The organism is Paenibacillus violae (genome assembly GCF_032461945.1).
GTDB classification, from domain to species: domain Bacteria; phylum Bacillota; class Bacilli; order Paenibacillales; family NBRC-103111; genus Paenibacillus_E; species Paenibacillus_E violae.
Window position 1 is genome coordinate 125,033 of record NZ_JAWCUD010000002.1, and the last position, 19,945, is coordinate 144,977.

Sequence of the window (19,945 nt, forward strand, 5' to 3'; positions counted from 1 at the left end):
GGGCACAATAATATTTATAATATATGCTATTTTCCATCATCATACTGGTACTCTTGATTTTCAATCAGTTTCGGACGTGATGGCATTTTGCGTTATACCTCAACAAAGGCTGCCGACATTAATGTCGGCAGCCCTGGGCAAGATTTTTTTATATGCCTATCAGTTGTTCGCGTCTAGGCCCTACTGAAACATACTTTATTTGCACATCAATGGCAGATTCAATGAACGCGACGTATTGCTGAGCAGCGATAGGCAGCTCGTCGAAAGAACGCGCTTTTGAAATATCACATTTCCAACCCTTAAAGTGTTGCAAGATTGGCTTGGCCTTATCAATCTTGGCGCTTACTGGAAAATCGGCTGTTACTGTCCCATCTTGTAATTCATATCCAATGCAAACGGGAATCGTATCCAAGTATCCAAGCACATCAAGATTCGTCAAAGCAACTTCCGTCGCACCTTGTATCATGCAGCCATAACGAGTAGCCACAACATCGAACCAACCAACACGGCGAGGTCGACCCGTCGTTGCGCCAAACTCCCCCGCATCCCCTCCTAATCGTCGCAGTTCATCCGCTTCTGTTCCATCCAATTCGGATACAAACGGCCCTGTACCTACGCAGCTTGAATAGGATTTGACCACGGCCATGACCTTCGAAATAGCATAAGGAGGTATGCCTGCACCAACGGGAGCAAATCCCGCAAGCGTGGAAGATGATGTTGAATAAGGATAAATGCCATGATCTGGATCGCGCAGTGCTCCGAGTTGGCCCTCTAACAGTATCGACTCTCCGTTCACATAGGCCTTATGTAGCATGGTGGTCGTATCGCAAACAAATGGACGGAGTTTCTCGGCTTGCTCTAATAATTCCGCTAGCAAATCCTCTGGTTGAATCGGTTCCCGCCCATACAGGTTCTCAAGTAGGACATTCTTTGCCTCTAGTGACTGTTTTAATCGCAATAATAACCTCTCTTTATCGTACAAATCCGATACTTGAATGCCAAGCTTTGCATATTTATCCATGTAAAAAGGCGCAATTCCGCGTTTTGTCGAACCAAAGCTGCGAGCACCTAACCGTTCTTCTTCCAGCTCATCTAATAATCGGTGTACAGGAAGTACGATTTGAGCACGATCCGACACGCATAAACACGGCTCAGGAACCCCTCTTTCAAGTAACTCTTCCCGTTCTCTTGTGAAAGCATCCACATCTAACGCAACTCCAGGACCAATCACATTCATCACATTTGGATAAAAAACTCCTGAAGGGAGCATATGAAGCGCAAATTTTCCGTAATTGTTAATAATCGTATGCCCCGCGTTGCTTCCGCCTTGATATCGCACAACATAAGACGATTCTGCAGAAAGGACATCCGTCATTTTACCCTTTCCTTCATCTCCCCAATTTGCTCCTACGATTGCCGTAATCGTCAAATTCCTCGCCTCCGTCACTTGTATTGGTCAACATCAGTGATTATAATTTGTGGTAATAACATTAGTAAAATTGATATAAATAATACTCATCATAAACAGAGGTAATAGCTGTGGAATTCAATATGGAATGGTATCGAGTTTTCTATTGGACGGCTAAATTCGGCAGTTTGACGAAGGCCGCAGAAAGACTTCACATCACGCAACCAGCGGTTAGTCACACACTGAAGCAACTGGAAGCGAGCCTTGGCGGACTGCTTTTTTTTCGAACTACCAAAGGCGTAACATTAACTACTGAAGGTGAAGTGCTCTTCAAATTCGTAGAACAGGCGATCCATTTTATTGAAATTGGCGAGAAAAAAATCGCTGAAATGCAAGAACTTATGTACGGCGAAATTAACATCGGTGCAAGCGATACACTCTGCAAGCATTACCTGCTGCGGCATTTGGAACAATTCCACAAGCAGTTCCCTGACATCAAGATCCGCGTGACCAATCGAACAACACCTGAAACCATCACACTTCTGAAGGAGGGGAAAATTGACTTTGGAATCGTGAACTTACCTACGAGTGATCCTAACATTAATTTCCGTATAAGTTCTCCCCAGCAGGATTGTCTTGTCGGAAATCACGATTATGCAGCACTAGCAGAAAAACCATTCCCTCTGGAGGAGCTTCATCAATACCCTTTGCTGCTCCTTGAACCAGGAGGCAGTACACGAAATTTTCTTGACGAGTTTGCCATATCTCACGGTGTACGACTGAAGCCAGAGTTTGAATTAGGCAGCCTTGATCTTCTTGTACAGTTTGCACAAAGTGGCTTTGGTCTTACTTTTATTGTGCGCAATTATGTAACGGAAGAATTATCTTCAGGCAAACTGGTTGAAATACCTCTGACCCCTCCCGTTCCGGAGCGTCACGTTGGAATTGCTACACTTAAAGGCGTGCCGCTTTCAGCAGCTTCAAAACGCCTACTTGAATTTTTACCGTAAAATATTCTGATCCCTTAATAAACAAAGCAGTACGCTAATGCGCCTGCTTTGTTCTACGTTAACGTAATCTTAGTCAACATTACTTACGCTGAAGTAGCAGGCGCCAGCTGTCAGAACGACTCAAAGCTCTGGTGTTATTGGCTGTATTTACAGCACTAATTAACAGAAAGATCGTCACTTCCGAACCACTTCTATTGTTAACCAGCACCTTATTTGGGCTTAAGTCGCCTGCCCCGCCTCTTGCGATAAATACACCTGGGGAGGGCTCAGCCTCAATTTTGATAGCAAAAGCTTCGTTATTAAATAAAAAATTCAGGTTTTTCAAAATGAGCTTTTGGCGATTTTTTACTCGAATTACGATCTGTTGGAGGAGTACCGTTTCTCGGGCTCCCACTGCAATTGGAGCTTTTCCACCTACGATTCCGTTCAGTTGAATCAATATCTTCACCCCCAAGGAACTTGTACTTTAGCATATTCAGTTAGATCTCTTAGGGGAGGGCTTTTGGAGGAACAACCTTAAAAAACAGTATCCAAGTAGACCTCCAAAAATATTCAGGATGATATCATCGACATTAAAATTCCCCATGGAAAAAAAGACCTGCAAAAGTTCAAGAGTAAGCTCATTCCCCGTGATCTCCACTTCTCTATACCACTTCTAATAAGGATACGGAAAACAATTTAATAAATAATCGGGGTATTATTAAAGTTTTTGGTTAAATTTCATTTCATTTACGGTCTTGTCATTCCACAAACGAAGTGATATTCTGTAAAGGACCAATCATCCTACGTTTAAGAGGAGCGGACGTTATGTTGAATAAGACTAACCGACTGTCACTTGCCGAGCAGGCATCCATGCAGATCGAACAATTAATTGAGAGTGGCGTGTGGCAAGTTGGGATGAAGATTCCTACTGAGCCTGAGCTAATGGAAGAACTTCAGGTCAGTCGCAATACGTTAAGAGAAGCTATGCGTGCATTAACTCATTCAGGATTATTAAAGACAAGGCAAGGTGATGGAACTTACGTATCCTCATCCAGCGCCCTTGGCCCTGTTCTAAAAAAACGGATTCAAAGGAGTGACATATTGCAAACGCTCGAGGTTCGCCATGCACTAGAGCGTGAAGCGGCGATTCTAGCTGCTACTCGGCGAACAGAAGAAGATTTGGAGGATATTCAGCAACACATAGAGTCTTGCAAGCTTGCCGTACATAGCCGTGACGACGCAGCATATGCCATTGCAGACATAGCTTTCCACCGCTCAATCATCGCGGCTTCCCATAATCCCTTACTGATGGAACTTTATAATCATATGACCGAAGGCGTTCGCGAAACCATATCGGATGTTATGGAATTAAGCTCTCACAGTTATTATTTGCAAAATCATGAGATGCTTCTTCTCGCCATCAAACAACATGACAGTTCACAAGCTGCGGAAACCGTACGTATCTACATCGAACATTCCAAAGAACATTTTCAGCAACAGAGAGGTTAAAATATGATGAAACACTTACAACCAGCGGCTCATATAAAGAGCTCTACAAACTTGACACTAGGATGGTTAGTTGTCCTCGGTATTATTCTGGTCGCTGCCAATCAGCGGGCGCCAATTACTTCAGTTGGCCCTTTAATTAGCTATATTCGGGAATCAACCGGAATTTCAAATACGGTTGCAGGCATGTTGACGACGGTCCCTTTACTCGCATTTGCTTTCATGTCGCCATTCGCTCCCAAACTGGCAAGGCGTTATGGCACGGAGCGTGTCATTTTTAGTGCATTGATCTTTCTGTTTCTGGGAACGGTATGCCGTTCACTTCACGGTGCCGGAACATTGTTTGCAGGAACAATTTTGATTGGACTTGCAATATCCGTCTGCAATGTGCTTATACCCAGTCTCGTAAAAAGGGATTTTTCCCATCAAGTTGGGTTAATGACAGGCGTTTATTCCGTTTCTATGAATCTGTGCGGAGCACTGGCATCCGGAATCAGCATTCCCCTGGCGCGTGATGCGGGCTTCGGCTGGCAAGGTGCTTTAGTTTGTTGGTGCATGATGACGATCCTGGCCATGATTAGCTGGTTCCCCCGTCTACGCAACACGAAACCAGCAACTGCTGTAGTCACGGTTGTTGCTAATGATAAAAAGCCGAACTTGTGGCGTTCCAAGCTTGCTTGGCAAGTAACAGCCTTCATGGGTTTACAATCTATCATTTTTTACATGCTAGCTGCCTGGCTTCCGGAAATCTTGGTCAGCCGCGGGATGTCGGAAGATGTTGGCGGTTGGATGCTATCTCTTCTTCAATTTTCCATGCTGCCGTTCACACTCCTTGTACCAATCATCGCAGGACGCATGCGCAACCAGAGGCCACTGGTCCTATTAACCGCTGTGCTTTATCTGCTTGGTATAGGCGGCTTGTTTATGAACACCAATGCATTAGTACCGCTGTGTGCGATCATTATAGGCATCGCCGGGGCATTTTCATTTACGTTAGCTATGATTTTCTTCAGTCTACGAACTCGTACTGTTCAAGAAGCAGCTGAATTGTCCGGTATGGCCCAGACCGTAGGCTATATTATGGCCGCCATTGGCCCAATGCTTTTCGGTTGGCTGCATGACATCACAGGGACTTGGGATCTTCCATTAATGCTCCTAATTGTCGCCAGCTTACTAATATTTGCATTTGGTATGGGGGCTGCCCGTAACCGCTTTGTGAATTCGCAGGAGTCTGAACCGACTGAGAAATATTCCGTCTCTTGATTTTAGTTTGACGGATAAGCTCATTGATATAGAAACGGCAGCCGATCGTATGATCGGCTGCCGTTTTTTTGAATAAACTTTACCCTCCAGTTCGCTCCGTAGACCTATGCGAATGGTCCTCGCGAATTTCTTTTACGAATGGCTTCTTCCGTTCGCGGGACAAGAAAATCTACAGACATTTCCGCGGCTGCTTGCACTTCTTCGATGAAAGGACGGAAACTCTTATTGTATTCTTCGAACGCAAGTTCAAAATTTCCATGGCACTTTTGGAAAGCATCAGCCAAAGCGGCCGCCCCATCTATGGCTAGTGATCCACCCATGCCAGCAGCTGGAGAAGCGCAGAATCCAGCATCACCGACTAGCGCTACCCTGCCTTTTGTCCATGACGGCATTTTCATTTGGCACAGTTTGTCAAAGTAAAAAGTCTTAGAGTTCTTCACTTCTTCCAGTAATTCAGGCGTTCGCCAGCCTAGTCCAGAAAACTGATCCAAAATGATATTCCGCTGCTGTTCTTCGTTTCGGTAGTCGTAAGGAATTTCCTTATCTGAAGAAAAGCAGAGAACAATATCGGTTTTATTATTGTAGGCGTTCAGCATGATAGCCTTGCCCGGCTCATTGTACATCTGTGTCGTATTCTCCCGGATCAACAAGCTATTCACGATCGTGATGGAGAAATAAGTTTTCAGAAAATGCGAAAATTCAGCCTCTTCACCGAAACACAATTTTCTGACGATCGAATGAATTCCATCGCAACCGAATACAAGGTCATACGAGCGGTTTTGACCCGATTTGAAAGCTACGTCGATGCCGTTACTTTCTTCTTTCAACAAAACGATGCTATCGCCGAAAATAAACTCGACATCATCTTTGACAGCTTCGAACATGATATTCAGCAAAACATCTCGCTCAATTTCATATTCATCTTCAGAATGCTCCTCACGTAACTCCATTCTTTCAGTAACATCATCTGCATTTTTAAATTCCATCAATCCCATGTTTATATTGTTCGACTTGATTTGGTCGAGCAGCCCCATACGTTTTACAATGTCGACGGTATTTTTGCCGATATTTACTGGCGTGCCGCCTTTTTTGAGACCTTTGGAGATCTCAACAACGGTGACCTTGTACCCCATTTTTTTCATCCAGTAGGCTGTGGAGAGGCCTGCGAAACTAGCCCCACTAACTAGGATTGTTTTTTTCATATTAGTTCCTCCTGTAATCCACAATATTATTGATGACTTTTGTATAGAATAAAATAGCTTTATAAACTGAATATATACAACTGTTGCAGAGCCAAGCGTTGGAGCCAGGAGGAACAAAAGGCAACCAATCCACTTGGGCTGGCTGCCTTTTCATGTATATTATTGAACTCTCGTTCTCAGTTACTATTATGGTTGTAATCTTGAGTAAGGTAGATTTAAAAGCGTAGGTACTTCTTCTGGAAAATTTGTAAGCCTTAAATAGAAGTTGTATTCATTTATTTTAAAATTAAGCTGACGATCTTCTTTGTTTTCATCAAAATGTATACATTTTGCAGATAAGCTTATTTTGACCTTATCCATAAAATCAGAACTACTTACCCCAAAAACTACTTTCATCGTCGGAGGCAAAGCAGTCATTGCAATTGGAATCCATTTTCGTTTTTTAGAAGTAACAACCGCATGTGATGTTCCGCCTATAGCAAAAGTAAAGTTATCCGATACCTTATCAAGTTTAAAATTAAAAATTTCAACGAAAAACTTCCTAAAATCAATTACGCTATCGACTGGGAACCCGATCTCTCTAAGATACAATATTTTCAACTCACCAGAAGGAGCTAGTATTCCTTCCTTGATGTAATGATGTGTAATAATTTCTAATAAATTGCCATCTCCGTCTCTGAAGTAAACATTCATTCCAGTTTCGAAATCGTCGATAATTCTGCCATCCGGCCATTTTAGAAGGGTAACACCCCCTGCACTTTGGAGCCAATTTACAACGTTTTCGAATTCAGAATAAGGGACTTCAAAGGCAAAATGGGCTGGAGCTAGAGACTCAGCGGCTTCTATAAAAGATAATGTAAAGTATTCCGTCGGCTGAAAGGCTATTTCATTATCAGATTCGTATACAATAGGGAAACGTAATTGTCCATGATAAAATTGTTTAACGCCTTGCACGGAAACTGTATTTAATTGAAGCTGTAAGAAGTGTGTTATCATGGAATCTACGCACCTTTCTGATTTTACAATTATTAGATTGTAAAATTGTATCAATAATTTAATTCGAATTAACAATCTCAATAATTGTATTAGCTAATTCCGTCATTATTTTATTGTCCTCATTAGTTGTGCAATCTGACCAGTTATATTCACGAACCGCACCATTGATTTTAACTTTTAAATAGAAATCTGGCTTCTCCGTGCATGTTGCAAATTTCTTTTCACTTAGGAAATTGGATAACACCATTTTTTTATAGATGTTTTGCCGTTCTTCATTACTCAGCTGAAAATCACTCACACCTTCCATTTGACCATTTTTTAGGTCCTTCACCAATTTCATATCTATCGTATTAATCTCATTTGCTTGATTATCACCATATTTAAGTTGGAATTGAAACAGGTCTTGTTTCGATACGTCATATGAAAGGTTTAGAACATCGATGCTTTGAACATCACTAGAGCAACCTTTTAAGGTATATTTCATTTCTGTATTCGTTTCGGTTTTTTCAAAGTTTTCACAGGAGTATGTTGTTACTTTCCCTGCTCCAAATTTATCTTGCGTAGTATCATATTGAAGCTCGAATCTGCCATCGCGGTACTTGATGTTGTGATAAATAGGGTCGCCTTCAATCGTATAATGAGAAATACTAATAGAGACGTTTTCTTTTTCATTAACTTTTTTTACAAAGTCATCCATCTTGAAAAGATTAGAAACACTTCCGTGAATATCAACCACATCAGCATTATTTTTTAATGTTCCTTTCGGCTGGTCAATGCCTTTTATAGTTGAACAACCTGACAATATGCTTATAGCAAAGGCAAATATCATTAACTTTTTGAGCAATTTAAAACCTCCCTAAAACGTATACATTATTGACGTGCAAAACTTACATTTTGTTCCAGATAATGAGCAAGAAAATGCTTATTTCTTTTCCGGGTTATTCCATTATCCTTCCATATACTTAATGGACTCAAAAAAAGAGCTGCTTGAATGCAGCTCCTGCGCTATTGTTTGGATAATGTACTGGGAAGCAGCTCACTTAAATTTTTTAAGCCGGCCATCCCGAGATTCAAATCAAAATCGGCTACTAAATTTTCCATAAAATGTCGAGCTCCAGTTTCGCCAGCAATAGTCAGACCATAGAGATATGGACGTCCGATAAATATCATTTTTGCCCCAAGGGCCAGTGCTTTAAAAATATCCGCCCCGTATCGGATTCCGCTATCGAACATAACAGGAATGCGTGCTCCAACAACGTCCACAATGGAAGGTAATGCATCTAATGCCGCGATGGCTCCATCCAAATGTCGTCCACCATGGTTGGAAACGATAATTCCGTCTGCCCCGTAATTTATTAGCATTTTGGCGTCCTCTGAATGTAGAACCCCTTTAACTATAATTGGAAGTTTCGTGAGAGAGCGTATATAGCGAAAATCCTCAACGGATATATGTGGTTCGCTTGTCAAATAACGCATTGTTTGAGGTGTTAGTGGGAGGCCATATTTTTGCTTTACGATCGGGTCTGAGATAAAGTTCCCAAGCCCGTAATGGAACATAAACGGAGAAACGCACAATGATAAATTCTGGGCTCTCCACCCTTCCTCTGGTCGGTCAAGCGTGGGAACAATGGCGGAAAAACCGGCTCTTTCCGCGCGTAGTACTAAACTTTTTAATACGTCGCGATCTTGCCCTATAAACAAGTGAAACCAACTGCCTGGATGCGCAACGGCTACTTGTTCCAAGGAATACGAAGAAACCATGCTTTGAATAAAGGGAATACCCAAAATCGCTGCCGCCCTTGCAGATGCCACTTCCCCCATCTCGTGAAACATCGCTTGCCTTCCAATAGGAGCAAAACCAATGGGGAACGGAAACGTCTTCCCGAAAAGCCTTACCGAAAGGTCTCGATCGGCTACGTCCCTTAGTACCCTTGGAACAATTCGCCAACGTTGGAACGATTCCTGGTTTGCCCGAATAGTTGTCCCCTCGCCGGCGCCACTTGAAGCATATGAAAAAGACCGCGGATCAAGAAGCCTTCGTGCTTCCTGTTCCCATTGCTCAAACGTAATAAGCATCCGCCGTGTTTGGTTACATTCTCGAATGCGTGCCGTTTGAATGTAGCTTCCAAAATTCATGCAACCCCCTCCTCCTCCCTACTATATGATGTATCGGCAACGGGTATCCGATTTGCATCATATATTATGTCCGATGCCTCTTCATATTCCAAAATAAGGATATCAGGAGTATTCCTAAACAAAATCCGGAAATTGGCGCTACGACCAAGATTCCAATGAAATTGCCACTTGAGGCAAATATTAGCTTGCATATTGTAATGAAGACCGCGCTCATTATAGCAAAACTCCAATAATACAGCTTTTGTTTGTACGTAATAGTTGAAACCATTTTTTTATTGGATACTGTCTTAGACAGAGCTAATCCTATGACGCCAGCTGTAATCAATATCCCTATCATCGATAGAGTATATTGCAATATTTTAAAAACCGGCAGGTTCCCAACAACAATATTCTGTAAAATGATAAGATTCCGAACCATATAACCACTCTCATGCGTGAATGCATCAAGCGTTATGTGTGAGAGAAAGCCGATGATGACAGATATGATGTAAACAAACCAGTCCCGAAACGTGTACAGACCCCATGATAATAATAGATCGTACCCTCTCCGGTTAATCTCTAAGATTGATGGCAGGTGCAGGACAAGCGATTCCTTAACATAAAAGTGAAAAAGATATGCAAACAATAAACATAACGGGATCCCCTGAAGAAATAATCCCGTGAACGAGTGGCCAATCGCCTGATGCGGTTCCAAGGTGAGAAAATATTCAAAATCAGGGGCCATACTCCCCAGAACGAGGCCAGTTGTACTGAACCATCGAGGGTTGATGAATTTTAAAGGAAAAGCAAAAGCTGGGTGCGAGAAGGTAAAGGGCATCGCTTGCATACTCCTTTTTACTTATTGAAGAAGTCTAGACGTTGGAAACTTGCCTTAAATGAAGTACCGAAACACTTCCCCGCTAACTTAACGGCTCTTTAATTATTTTTACTTTAGACAATACGTCATCCCAGTCAGTCTGTTCAGGCACAGATGACAATATCTTTTCGTATTTCTTCACTTCCTCGAGGAACTCATTGTTATTTTCTTGCAACCTCTTCTTATCTATGAACACGTTTTTGATCGAATTTTCGAGCACAAACTTAATTTGAGTTTCCATATTAATTGCAAAAATTCTTTATTGAAAGCTGTAACTCACTTATGAATTTATCAAATTCAATAACGTACTCACCCTTCATAGTTTCCCATATGTATATCCCATTTTCATCCTTGTAATCCGCTATCCATCTAATATAAATTTTGTCTTTGTTCTTGAAAAAATATAGATTTGGTGGGCCGATTAGATAACCAAAATCTAGTCTCCTATCATGAATCCATTTTCTTGCTTGTAAGTATATGTTTTCGAAATCCTCGTCACTTTCGTTCCACTGATTCTCTACCCAGTCCGATAAAGACCGAAAGTACGATTCAAAATCACCAAATGTACGAATGTTATCAAAGACACTTTCAGGTATTGGGTTTAAAACATTGAGGATAATATCCGTTAAGTCCCAAAATACTCGAGCGAATTGATAATCATTGTACGGAAGATTTTTATTTAATTTGTACTGGTTAACAAACCCATCACTGTAGCGCAATAACTCTACATCACCAAAGTCAAACCAATAATAAGAGTCTGTTAATCCAAACCAATGAAGCATAAGATTATTTCCTTCGCCCCAAGGTGATATCTCAAAAGGGTTTTTAAGTACAAACTTTAACATAAGATTTTCTCCATGAGAACAGAATAGAAAATTATGGAAGGATCATTGCTGCATCCGTGTTATTTCACTCAATAATTTACCAGTAGACCTTATCGGGGCAAAAAGCTAATAATTCTAAAATAAATTATAAGAATAGCGGCTAACCAAACTAACAGTTCCCCCCACCAACTCTTTGTCCGGTGAGATACTACAACTTCCGAATCCCGATCCCATGTTGTCATGCCCAGATCATATTTCAATTGCTGAAAACCTCTCAAATGAAAGATTAGAGAGACAATCGGTAAGCCCGCCCCTTGCCCTCGCCACCATACGAGCACACTTCGTTGAAAGGCCTTTCTAAACTTCGGTTTCTGACCCGCCAAATCCCGAATGCTGATGCCAAGGATCCATTTACCGGGGGTGGTTCCCCACAACTTTAAAAGGCATGCTTCAAATGGGATGGATAGAATAAATGTCGTAATTCCCAGAAAAAATCCATCTAAACGGGTATTGAAGGAAATCGTCGGTAAAATGCTCATAAGAATACCCATTAGAAATCCTAGGATTAACATATCAAGTCCTCGTGCCCAATAGCGAGACCAGGGACGTGCAATGCTATTTGCTAATTTTACGAAATGCAGCTCTTTGAACGATTCCGCAGCATTCCATTCTTGTCCAATCCGCTTAACACTAGTAACAAGCTTCAATTCGCCTTTTTGAATCAGGTTATTCATTTCTTCCGTTGTGAAAGGGCCATTTTCCTGAAGACCCTGCTTATAAAACCATTTCTCATCGTCCTGTATCATTCGGACCCCCGTATAATTAAATTAAACCCTATGGTGCTAGGAAAAACAGAAAATTCACTACTTGTCCGACAATTTATTATGGCATTAGTTTCCCTCCCAAATAGAACATACCATATATTGGATTATTCGAGGAGATATTTGTATAAAAACTATCTGGTCTTTATGAAGCTAACCTAACTTAAGTAGTTAATTTCCATATCATTTTATAAGAAAGAAATTGTGCCGTAGTCTCAAATATCCTAAAGTGTTATACTTCAATAATCAATTATGATTTTCTGTGTTTTTAGCAACCAAAGGGGTGATCAGTATGCTGATAGCTGAACGCTATTTGACTTTATATGACCGTTTTGGCGGTGAAAACTCAAATGGCGAAGCTGTGGAGGTAACTCTGGAAGAGTTGGCAAAAGCGCTATTCTGCACGTCAAGGAACGTGAAACTTGTGCTGAAGAAATTAGAGGAAGAGTGTCTTATAAATTGGCTGCCTGGCCGCGGTCGAGGCAATCGATCCCACATCATTTTCAAGGTGCATAAAGAAAAATTCTTGCTCAACCTGGCTACGTCCAAAGCAGATCAAGGCGATTATCGCACATCGTTCGAAGTGCTCAGCATGTACGGTGAAGGAACAGAAGCCAAGATCAAGTTCATCGAATGGCTACAGGGAAGATTCGGCTATCAGAAGGAAACGGTGAGAGGTCTTACTGAATGCGATACGCTTCGTTTTCCCGTCTACCGTAGCGTCCAAACGCTCGATCCTGCTAAAGTGAATTATGCCTTCGACTCACACATCATTCGGCAAATCTTCGATCGACTAGTTACGTATGACGAGACGGTAGATCGGATAGTTCCCGGAATAGCTCATACGTGGAACGCAGATTCGAAGGCAATGGAATGGACTTTCTACTTACGTAAAGGTGTCTTGTTCCATACGGGTCGTGAACTGACCTCTCAGGATGTAGTCTTTACCTTCGAACGGCTTCGCTCTCAAAACATGCCTAACCGCTGGATGATGAGAAACCTTTTGGTTGTTGAAGCTCTAGGACCGCGTACTGTGCGTTTTGTACTCTCGCAATCCAATCGAATTTTTGACCGTTTTTTATGCTCAGCCGCTTCTTCCATCTTACCTCTGGATTTGAACGGACACATGGAAGAAGACTATTGGCGACTGCCGACGGGCACAGGACCTTTCCAGCTAATCTCCTTTTCTCCACATCGCATCGAGTTAGCTGCCAATACCTCCTTCTATGCGGGAAGACCCTTCTTGGATGACGTCGATATCATCATCATGCCGGAAGATTGCCAACAGGAGTCTACAATCGGCTTGCCCTCCGTGATACAAACTCATGACGGGGATAAGTTGGTGCAGGAAGAGAACCCAGAAGAAAATTGGCAATCTCTCGTCCGCTTGTGCGATGGCTGCACCATGCTGACATGGAACGGCAATAAAGAGGGATGGACACAGAACGAGAACTTCCGCAAAGCCGTAAGTCTCATGCTCGATCCAGTGGCTATGCAGGCCGAACTAGGCGGAGAACGCGTGCTGCCTGCTTATTTTTTGCGTCCTGAAGATAGTTTGCAATATGAGCGCAAAACTGCAACCGATTCGGAAATCTATCATGCACTGTCCCAATCCAGCTACGACGGGAGCGAGCTTCGACTTGTTGTACACGAAAAGTATGAAAGAGACGGACGATGGATTGTAACGCGCATGACTAACTTTGGCATTGCAGTCGAGCTGTTTTTGGCGAATTGGTCGCAAGTTTTAGATCCTAAAATCATATCTAGCGCTGATTTCACTATTTCGGGGATCATACTAGCCGAAGATGATGTCTGCGAGATTGACATGTATGAACATGAGGAATGCATCTCCAGTACCTATCTAACTCCTTCACTCAAATGCTGGATTCTTTCCAAGATCGACTTGGCTCTTGGCTCTGAAAGCATTCAAATCCGCAGAAGCCACATGCGCGATATCGAGACACGTCTCAGGGAAGAGTGTCATATCATTTTCCTGCATCATCGACAGCTGAATACTTATATGCATCCTTCGGTTAGAGGCGCTTCGTTCAACTCTAACGGTTGGATTGATTTTAAACAACTTTGGCTTGAAAGTTGATCAAAAGATATTCATCTGGTCCGATAACAAAAAAGCCCGCGATTTACGCGGACTTCACTCAGACATGTTCTTGGCAACCGACATCTGTCGTTCTTCCTTCTTTGGATTGCCGAACTTCCTTTAGGATCTATCTACAGCATACTTCAATATCCTAAAAGGTGCAGCAAGGAGCGACATAATACAAGCTGCCGGGACTATAATGTTATATAAGAACCGGAGTTTAGTTCCCCTTGTATCTTCATCAATATCTGATGTAACTTGCCACATCAACCGCTCAGACCATAACATAAACTTGTAAGCAGCAATTATTAGTATGACATTCATGTTTTTCTCCCTTCCCGAAACAAAAAAAACGCACTAACCCTCTTAGAGAGTTAGTGCGCGTGCTTCGCGTTTAGTTGTATTAGGTTTATTTAGAAACTGAATATCTACATTAAATGAAGATATCCTTGTAGCAATTATATCAATATTTAAATGTAGTGTCTATCAAATGTCCCCAACTCTATTGCCCGTCGCTTCACCATCCGAATGGTTATTGCATTTATTTTTCATTAATTCAATAATCCTTAAGGGCTACCTCTCGGCAGCCCTCTAAATTATGATTTCGTCACCCACACTTTGAAAATCACGAAACCAACTATAGCAAGAATAATCATCCAACTAATCGGACGAGCGAAGTTTATTGTCCAACCTAGTCCTAATCGTTTAGGAACAAAAATTGACTTATTATTTGGATTGTAGTAGAAAATCCCAAGTTTATAATGTTTACGGTCTTTATCATCCATAGTCTATGTCTCCAGTTTCATTAAGTTCATTGATCCCTTTCATTAACCAAGCGGTCGAAGAAAACTCGAAGTGGGTTTATCTCTCCAAATGTTTGTAAACGTTCGGAGATGGCACGAAAATCGGTGTTATCACTGATCTGGTCAATGCCACCAAACCCAAAGACAGCAAGCTTGCGCAGCGTTGGGTCCTCAATTTTACTCACCAGTGCTTCCGCAAAACGACCACCGCCAATAACCGAAAAAGGCCTATCATAAAAGAACTTCACCGCCGAATCAAGCGGTTCTGTCAACTGTAATTCGTTATGCATCTGCGCGACGATTTGGTAGGCTTTTGCTAACGATTGCTCTCGCTCTCTCCACTCGTTTGTGTTTTGCGCCTTTTGTAGATGAGGTAACAACTCGGATGAACAAGTAAGCTGCCGGAAGGCAGTACCGAACCATTTCGGATAAGGGGTATAGCGACGCTCGATTAGGAAACAAAGACTCATTACGTCCCGTATTAGACGAGATGCAATTAGAGCAGACCCGAGTTCATCTCCCACAAAGCCTGCTCTAGGCATCAAATGTTCCTCCTGCCCAATCCTGTTCCATACGGATGCCATTAAGAACAGCCATACATCCTTAGGATAATATATCAATTGTTGGTGAACAGTCGTTAACTCACCGATATCATCTCGGAAGATGGCCCCACCCGAAAGCTCTGCCAAAGTTTGGGATGGAATAGTCAGCCAGTCGACCAGATTCAATCCTTCAAACAATTTAGTAGGGTTGACACCAAGTCTTCTACCGAAGTAACTCGGTACCGTCGTCACGATTGTCTGATAAATATCGACGGGATAGTTATAAAACGATATCGGAACCTCATGCTGAAGTGCTGCAAGAATAGCTTCCTTTTGAGTAATATCGGACTCACGGATGAAAATTAGCACACGAGGTCCCCAATCATGATCACATGACATCGATGTATCGAATCCAAGCACTTCGCTACCAGGACCAACAAGTGCTGAAGCGTATGAAAGTGCTGGCATAGTGGACGATAGACGCGGTGCGATATAGTGCTCATGGAACAAACGGCTTAACAGAATCCCGGGGATGTGGCTACTCAATTTGTGATACTCCTTTCGGTAAGAAGTTGTCGAGGTTATATTCTAGGTAAAGTTAAATCGATTTCAACTCCGAATTTGGTATCCATTTAACATCTGTTTGTTTAGTAATTTACCAAAATGGAAAGTACGATTGACATCATTTACTACGCACAATATACTTCACTTATGGAAAGTTAACTTTCCACAAGGGGGTATACGCACTGAACAACCGCTTAGAAGAAATCCGTAAGCAACGCGGTATTAAGCAAGATGAATTAGCATTAGCTCTTGAAGTGTCAAGGCAAACTATTGGTTCGCTAGAAAACGGACGCTATAACCCATCGATCCTCTTAGCATTCAAAATTGCTCGTTATTTCAATATGAGTATTGAAGAAATCTTTATTTATGAGGAGGATGAAAGTGTATGAAAAATCCTATTTCGTATTATTTTCTTTCCTTTGCAGGCGTAGCACTATTATCAATGGGTATAATCTCCATTAAAACGATTGAAGATCCACAAGGTATACTGCGAGCGTTGCCTTATATCTGTGTGGGGCTTGGCTGTGGGATTTTCGGTCACGGTATGGGAGAAATAATTAACCGTCACCTTATGAAGAATAATCCTGCCGCAGCAAAGCAGATGGAGATTGAAAAAAATGATGAGCGTAATTTGGCAATCGCTAATCGGGCAAAAGCTAAAGCCTATGACATGATTGTTTTTCTATTTGGAGCTTTACTATTAGCTTTTGCCTTGATGGGCATAGATAAAATAACGGTATTGATACTGGCCTTTGCCTATATGTTTATCCTCGGATATAACGTTTATTACCGTGTAAAGTACTATAAAGAGATGTGAATACGACGTAATATTTACAAGTTATTTGCTGGAATAGCTTAATGAGAATAAGGAGCATCTGCGATAATAGCAGAACTACTCCTTATTTTTGCTCTAATCTCTCGATTCGAAGTAGTGGATTGGACGAATCTCAATCCCCCATCCAAATTGCTCGCCCGAAGCAACCTGTACGGTAGGATGTAAGGAAGCAATTCGGATGGCTTCCTCCATGTCTTGTGCTTCTATGAGAAAAGCGCTACCAATCATCTCCTTCGTTTCGATAAAAGGACCATCGGTTATTTTCACTTTCCCATTTGTTCTTCGCAAGCATTTCGTTTCGGATGAGAGACCTGCATCTATAACAACTTGGCCGCTATCATAGAAATTTTCCAGGTGATGCGAACATTCGCTCATAATAGTATCAATCTCATGCTTTGGGCGGGCATCCATTTTCTCGGGTTCCAAGTAACCTAAACATAGGAATTTCATTATGAAGTCTCCTCTACCATTGGATTGAAGCATTCATTCTTGCCTCTAACTAGTCGACGAACGGTATATAAATTAATCGACATACCTATAAAATATTTTAAGAAATGCCATATGGCACTCGCTTTATTGCTAACTCAAGCATGGGCAAGGTAATAAAATCAAATTTCTCAAGCTCTGTTAGAGGAATCCATGCAATTTCAATTATATCTAGGTTATCTTGATTGTCAGTATCGAGAAATAAATCTCCTCCAACTACCTCACCGATGAAACTATACTTTTTGTTTCTTTCCTTCAACAAAACTTTCAGTTGAATATCAAATCCCGTCTCTTCTCTAACTTCTCTAATGCACGCCTGTTCAGGACTTTCCCCTTCTTTAATGCCACCTCCAGGAAAATTCCAAACAATATCTCCCCGTTCAACGTATTGTTTTACCATTAGCACAACGTTGTTTTGTATAATAATGGCTTCGGCAATCAAGTTTTATAACCACCTTCTCTACCAGTGACCCTTAAAAATTTCACCATATTGCATCAATCTTCATGAGCAAGAATGTTAATAAGCTTACCAAACGGGTCGCGAACATAGAATCGTCGAACGCCCCAAGGTTCATCAATAGGCCCGTATTCTATCGGATATCCAGCTCTCTTCATGCCTTCCAAAGCAGCATCGACATCATCGACTTCAATCGATAGATCAGGCGTAGGCGTTTCTGAGCCACCCTGTGAAGCAAAGCTAATTTGAATGCTCATCTCTTCGTCTAAACCATATGTTTTAATCCAACCATGATCCATCATTACGTCAAGACCAAGTACATCCTGGTAAAAGCATTTAGCTGCCGTGATATCCTGCGTATTTATATTGGCGACGATTCGTTTAACCTTCATTTCAGACCTCCTAATCATAAAGAGCTTGTCCATTCATAGAGTATACATTCGACATGAAACAGTTAAATCTTTTTTAAGATTAACAAAATTCTCACTTTGTAACGGCAAACAAAAAGACCATCCTTGCAGGATGGCCTTGTCTAAATTAAAACGTATTATAGACATTTTCACATTCTTTGGCTGTTGGTTCATAAAAACAGTGCTTCTTCCATCGTCCTGCCAACGGTTGATTATACCAAGTTGACGGACAGGGCCCGGGATTTTCGAACGAACCTGGTCGGAAATACCATAAGGAGAATTTGCCTGGCCAATTACGCTCCCCATTCACGGACCGTTGCGCCAGACGGCGTTCTCTCTCTCGCGCGTTTTGATAGTACAAACCATGTTGCAACGCTTCGAACGCATGTGGCTGGTTAATCATTTGGGGAATGGTCCGGATTCCTTTAAAATCGGAGCAATTCGCTCTAATTCGGTTAATGCCAACATTTCCAACAAGGAGCATGCCCATTTCGCCTTCAGTCTCAGCTTCCGCTCGCAGCAACCTTGCCAACATATCAATATCCTGTTTCCTGGCTTTTACGACTGCCATTAGATCACCTCTTTATCTTTCTAAACTCATCATATTGTAGGCAAAGCGGAAGTGTTACGCCGTCAAAATATTTAGAGTGCCATTCCTCGGTCTCAAAGCGAAAAACCCACCGGAGCGGGTTCTCATTCCTTCAATCATTTGTTTTGCGATAAAGATTGAGTATGCACCAATAGTTTTACCGTAAGAATGGTATCCTCCATGTTAGGCTCTGGAACCGTCTGCTTCTGGAGACTGTCTATAAATTCATACAGCTGTTGCTCAAAACCGTAATAGGAATAATTACTTAAGTTGCCGTGATTCAGATTCCACATCAGTGTGTCTCCGCCATCCGCCAACTTGGCAAATTGGAAGCCATCCCGCTTGGGGGCAGGACGGTTGTACGCAACATGCCGGATATTGTCTACAATGACGTTCGTACCGACTCCGGTGATTTCCACCCGCTCCATCGGATATTCAATCTTTTGCAGGGATCCCGATTGGATGACACCAATAGCACCGGACTCCGCGACAAATGAAATATTGTATCCGATTTTGTGCGCATCGAGCTTAATTTGATCGACATGCAGCGATCTTATCTCGCCCAGCAAAAATCTAGCCAAATCGAGATGATGGCTCACATGATTGAACAGGAACAGCTCATGCGATGCGCTGTCCGAGCCTTGGAATTTGGACAGAAACATCGTAATCCTGCCAAATTCCTCCCTTTGGATGATTTCCTTCGCCATCATATAAGCAGTAGTAAACCGTTTGTTATAGCGTGACACCACATATTTACCCGTACGCCGCTGCAGCTCAAGGAGCCGTTCCGCCTGCTCGATCGAAAAACAAGCCGGCCTTTCCATAAACACATGAACATTAGCTTGCAGGCATTCCTCAGCAATACGGAAATGAGCGTATTCATCGTCCGTGAAGCAAATAACGGCATCCAGCAGCTCCTGCTCCAGCATTTCCCGGTAATCCGTATACGCTTTCGGAACCCGGTATCGGTTCGTAAACCGGGTCAGCTCCCCTTCATTTTCATGAGAAGCAGCGATTAAGTTGAATGGAATCCTCTTCAGGCAATCGTATACAAAATGATACATCAAGCTTCCGCATCCGATTATAGCTATTTTTACTAATGAGTCCATGCATAGGTCCTCTCATTCTTCTTGGATCAACGGCAGTTTCATACCTAA

Annotated in this window: 24 protein-coding genes; 6 read left to right on the forward strand and 18 right to left on the reverse strand. The window is 42.1% G+C overall.

The window, feature by feature from the left end; translation table 11 throughout:
• Positions 1–148: 148 nt before the first annotated feature.
• Positions 149–1,429, reverse strand: a complete 1,281-nt coding sequence (locus RQP52_RS07545) for an adenylosuccinate synthase (protein WP_315950586.1) — start codon at positions 1,427–1,429, stop codon at positions 149–151.
• Positions 1,430–1,551: 122 nt separating this feature from the next.
• Between RQP52_RS07545 and RQP52_RS07550 the strand changes: the two genes are divergently transcribed.
• Entirely contained in the window at positions 1,552–2,418 is an 867-nt protein-coding gene (locus tag RQP52_RS07550; protein ID WP_315950588.1) for a LysR family transcriptional regulator, read from the forward strand.
• Positions 2,419–2,497: 79 nt separating this feature from the next.
• Here the strand turns inward: RQP52_RS07550 and RQP52_RS07555 are convergent, their stop codons facing one another.
• Both RQP52_RS07555 and RQP52_RS07560 read right to left on the reverse strand, forming a co-directional pair.
• A complete protein-coding gene (locus RQP52_RS07555; RefSeq protein ID WP_315950589.1) occupies positions 2,498–2,857 on the reverse strand; it encodes a hypothetical protein in 360 nt (119 codons plus the stop codon).
• Positions 2,858–2,893: 36 nt separating this feature from the next.
• Positions 2,894–3,058, reverse strand: coding sequence for a VanZ family protein (locus RQP52_RS07560; RefSeq protein ID WP_315950590.1), 165 nt, complete (start codon positions 3,056–3,058; stop codon positions 2,894–2,896).
• Positions 3,059–3,225: 167 nt separating this feature from the next.
• Here RQP52_RS07560 and RQP52_RS07565 point away from each other — a divergent pair, with 167 nt between their 5' ends.
• Both RQP52_RS07565 and RQP52_RS07570 read left to right on the forward strand, forming a co-directional pair.
• Positions 3,226–3,909: a FadR/GntR family transcriptional regulator gene (locus tag RQP52_RS07565; protein WP_315950591.1), complete on the forward strand. Its 684-nt coding sequence runs from the start codon at positions 3,226–3,228 to the stop codon at positions 3,907–3,909.
• A 6-nt stretch (positions 3,910–3,915) separates the two neighbouring features.
• On the forward strand, positions 3,916–5,169 hold the full coding sequence (locus tag RQP52_RS07570; RefSeq protein WP_315951478.1) for a CynX/NimT family MFS transporter: 1,254 nt from the start codon (positions 3,916–3,918) through the stop codon (positions 5,167–5,169).
• A gap of 104 nt (positions 5,170–5,273) precedes the next feature.
• On the opposite strand, the gene RQP52_RS07575 is transcribed toward RQP52_RS07570, so the two are convergent.
• The 8 genes from RQP52_RS07575 to RQP52_RS07605 all read right to left on the reverse strand — a co-directional run bounded on the left by RQP52_RS07575 (position 5,274) and on the right by RQP52_RS07605 (position 11,989).
• Positions 5,274–6,371, reverse strand: a complete 1,098-nt coding sequence (locus tag RQP52_RS07575) for an FAD-dependent monooxygenase (protein WP_315950592.1) — start codon at positions 6,369–6,371, stop codon at positions 5,274–5,276.
• 186 nt (positions 6,372–6,557) lie between these two features.
• Complete coding sequence (locus RQP52_RS07580) at positions 6,558–7,367, reverse strand: VOC family protein (RefSeq protein WP_315950593.1); 810 nt, start codon at positions 7,365–7,367, stop codon at positions 6,558–6,560.
• A 58-nt stretch (positions 7,368–7,425) separates the two neighbouring features.
• Positions 7,426–8,211 (reverse strand): DUF4362 domain-containing protein, encoded by a 786-nt coding sequence (locus RQP52_RS07585; protein WP_315950594.1) that lies wholly within the window; start codon positions 8,209–8,211, stop codon positions 7,426–7,428.
• 161 nt (positions 8,212–8,372) lie between these two features.
• Complete coding sequence (locus RQP52_RS07590) at positions 8,373–9,503, reverse strand: alpha-hydroxy-acid oxidizing protein (protein ID WP_315950596.1); 1,131 nt, start codon at positions 9,501–9,503, stop codon at positions 8,373–8,375.
• A 64-nt stretch (positions 9,504–9,567) separates the two neighbouring features.
• Complete coding sequence (locus tag RQP52_RS36440; protein WP_379174510.1) at positions 9,568–10,329, reverse strand: DUF4184 family protein; 762 nt, start codon at positions 10,327–10,329, stop codon at positions 9,568–9,570.
• Positions 10,330–10,402: 73 nt separating this feature from the next.
• Complete coding sequence (locus tag RQP52_RS07595; protein ID WP_315950597.1) at positions 10,403–10,600, reverse strand: hypothetical protein; 198 nt, start codon at positions 10,598–10,600, stop codon at positions 10,403–10,405.
• A gap of 1 nt (position 10,601) precedes the next feature.
• The gene (locus tag RQP52_RS07600) at positions 10,602–11,204 is read right to left on the reverse strand and encodes a DUF5984 family protein (protein WP_315950598.1); all 603 of its coding nucleotides are present in this window, start codon (positions 11,202–11,204) and stop codon (positions 10,602–10,604) included.
• Between the two features lie 89 nt (positions 11,205–11,293).
• On the reverse strand, positions 11,294–11,989 hold the full coding sequence (locus RQP52_RS07605; RefSeq protein WP_315950599.1) for an RDD family protein: 696 nt from the start codon (positions 11,987–11,989) through the stop codon (positions 11,294–11,296).
• A gap of 307 nt (positions 11,990–12,296) precedes the next feature.
• Here RQP52_RS07605 and RQP52_RS07610 point away from each other — a divergent pair, with 307 nt between their 5' ends.
• Complete coding sequence (locus tag RQP52_RS07610; RefSeq protein ID WP_315950600.1) at positions 12,297–14,102, forward strand: SgrR family transcriptional regulator; 1,806 nt, start codon at positions 12,297–12,299, stop codon at positions 14,100–14,102.
• Between the two features lie 596 nt (positions 14,103–14,698).
• On the opposite strand, the gene RQP52_RS07615 is transcribed toward RQP52_RS07610, so the two are convergent.
• Together RQP52_RS07615 and RQP52_RS07620 are read right to left on the reverse strand one after the other, a co-directional pair.
• Complete coding sequence (locus RQP52_RS07615) at positions 14,699–14,887, reverse strand: DUF5808 domain-containing protein (RefSeq protein ID WP_315950602.1); 189 nt, start codon at positions 14,885–14,887, stop codon at positions 14,699–14,701.
• 26 nt (positions 14,888–14,913) lie between these two features.
• Positions 14,914–15,993, reverse strand: coding sequence for a DUF4037 domain-containing protein (locus RQP52_RS07620; protein WP_315950604.1), 1,080 nt, complete (start codon positions 15,991–15,993; stop codon positions 14,914–14,916).
• Positions 15,994–16,193: 200 nt separating this feature from the next.
• Between RQP52_RS07620 and RQP52_RS07625 the strand changes: the two genes are divergently transcribed.
• On the forward strand, positions 16,194–16,400 hold the full coding sequence (locus RQP52_RS07625; protein ID WP_315951481.1) for a helix-turn-helix transcriptional regulator: 207 nt from the start codon (positions 16,194–16,196) through the stop codon (positions 16,398–16,400).
• Positions 16,397–16,828 carry a hypothetical protein gene (locus RQP52_RS07630; RefSeq protein ID WP_315950605.1) on the forward strand — a complete coding sequence of 144 codons (432 nt, stop codon included), beginning with the start codon at positions 16,397–16,399 and terminating at the stop codon, positions 16,826–16,828. Before RQP52_RS07625 ends, RQP52_RS07630 begins: the two co-directional genes overlap by 4 nt.
• 93 nt (positions 16,829–16,921) lie before the next feature.
• Here the strand turns inward: RQP52_RS07630 and RQP52_RS07635 are convergent, their stop codons facing one another.
• From RQP52_RS07635 to RQP52_RS07655, 5 genes are all read right to left on the reverse strand, one after another.
• Positions 16,922–17,296, reverse strand: a complete 375-nt coding sequence (locus tag RQP52_RS07635; protein ID WP_315950606.1) for a YciI family protein — start codon at positions 17,294–17,296, stop codon at positions 16,922–16,924.
• Between the two features lie 97 nt (positions 17,297–17,393).
• Positions 17,394–17,774 (reverse strand): NUDIX hydrolase, encoded by a 381-nt coding sequence (locus RQP52_RS07640; protein ID WP_315950607.1) that lies wholly within the window; start codon positions 17,772–17,774, stop codon positions 17,394–17,396.
• Positions 17,775–17,827: 53 nt separating this feature from the next.
• Entirely contained in the window at positions 17,828–18,181 is a 354-nt protein-coding gene (locus RQP52_RS07645) for a VOC family protein (protein WP_315950608.1), read from the reverse strand.
• A 145-nt stretch (positions 18,182–18,326) separates the two neighbouring features.
• A complete protein-coding gene (locus RQP52_RS07650; protein WP_315950610.1) occupies positions 18,327–18,770 on the reverse strand; it encodes a cell wall hydrolase in 444 nt (147 codons plus the stop codon).
• A gap of 134 nt (positions 18,771–18,904) precedes the next feature.
• Complete coding sequence (locus RQP52_RS07655) at positions 18,905–19,897, reverse strand: Gfo/Idh/MocA family protein (protein ID WP_315950611.1); 993 nt, start codon at positions 19,895–19,897, stop codon at positions 18,905–18,907.
• Between the last annotated feature and the right edge of the window lie 48 nt (positions 19,898–19,945).

Coding starts and splice junctions, on each gene's coding strand:
- RQP52_RS07570 (WP_315951478.1), top strand. CDS start 3,916: ATGAAACACTTACAACCAGCGGCTCATATAAAGAGCTCTACAAACTTG.
- RQP52_RS07595 (WP_315950597.1), bottom strand. CDS start 10,600: ATGGAAACTCAAATTAAGTTTGTGCTCGAAAATTCGATCAAAAACGTG.
- RQP52_RS07610 (WP_315950600.1), top strand. CDS start 12,297: ATGCTGATAGCTGAACGCTATTTGACTTTATATGACCGTTTTGGCGGT.
- RQP52_RS07615 (WP_315950602.1), bottom strand. CDS start 14,887: ATGGATGATAAAGACCGTAAACATTATAAACTTGGGATTTTCTACTAC.
- RQP52_RS07590 (WP_315950596.1), bottom strand. CDS start 9,503: ATGAATTTTGGAAGCTACATTCAAACGGCACGCATTCGAGAATGTAAC.
- RQP52_RS36440 (WP_379174510.1), bottom strand. CDS start 10,329: ATGCAAGCGATGCCCTTTACCTTCTCGCACCCAGCTTTTGCTTTTCCT.
- RQP52_RS07565 (WP_315950591.1), top strand. CDS start 3,226: ATGTTGAATAAGACTAACCGACTGTCACTTGCCGAGCAGGCATCCATG.
- RQP52_RS07635 (WP_315950606.1), bottom strand. CDS start 17,296: ATGAAATTCCTATGTTTAGGTTACTTGGAACCCGAGAAAATGGATGCC.
- RQP52_RS07630 (WP_315950605.1), top strand. CDS start 16,397: ATGAAAAATCCTATTTCGTATTATTTTCTTTCCTTTGCAGGCGTAGCA.
- RQP52_RS07650 (WP_315950610.1), bottom strand. CDS start 18,770: ATGGCAGTCGTAAAAGCCAGGAAACAGGATATTGATATGTTGGCAAGG.
- RQP52_RS07550 (WP_315950588.1), top strand. CDS start 1,552: ATGGAATGGTATCGAGTTTTCTATTGGACGGCTAAATTCGGCAGTTTG.
- RQP52_RS07655 (WP_315950611.1), bottom strand. CDS start 19,897: ATGGACTCATTAGTAAAAATAGCTATAATCGGATGCGGAAGCTTGATG.
- RQP52_RS07580 (WP_315950593.1), bottom strand. CDS start 7,367: ATGATAACACACTTCTTACAGCTTCAATTAAATACAGTTTCCGTGCAA.
- RQP52_RS07600 (WP_315950598.1), bottom strand. CDS start 11,204: ATGTTAAAGTTTGTACTTAAAAACCCTTTTGAGATATCACCTTGGGGC.
- RQP52_RS07575 (WP_315950592.1), bottom strand. CDS start 6,371: ATGAAAAAAACAATCCTAGTTAGTGGGGCTAGTTTCGCAGGCCTCTCC.
- RQP52_RS07645 (WP_315950608.1), bottom strand. CDS start 18,181: ATGAAGGTTAAACGAATCGTCGCCAATATAAATACGCAGGATATCACG.
- RQP52_RS07605 (WP_315950599.1), bottom strand. CDS start 11,989: ATGATACAGGACGATGAGAAATGGTTTTATAAGCAGGGTCTTCAGGAA.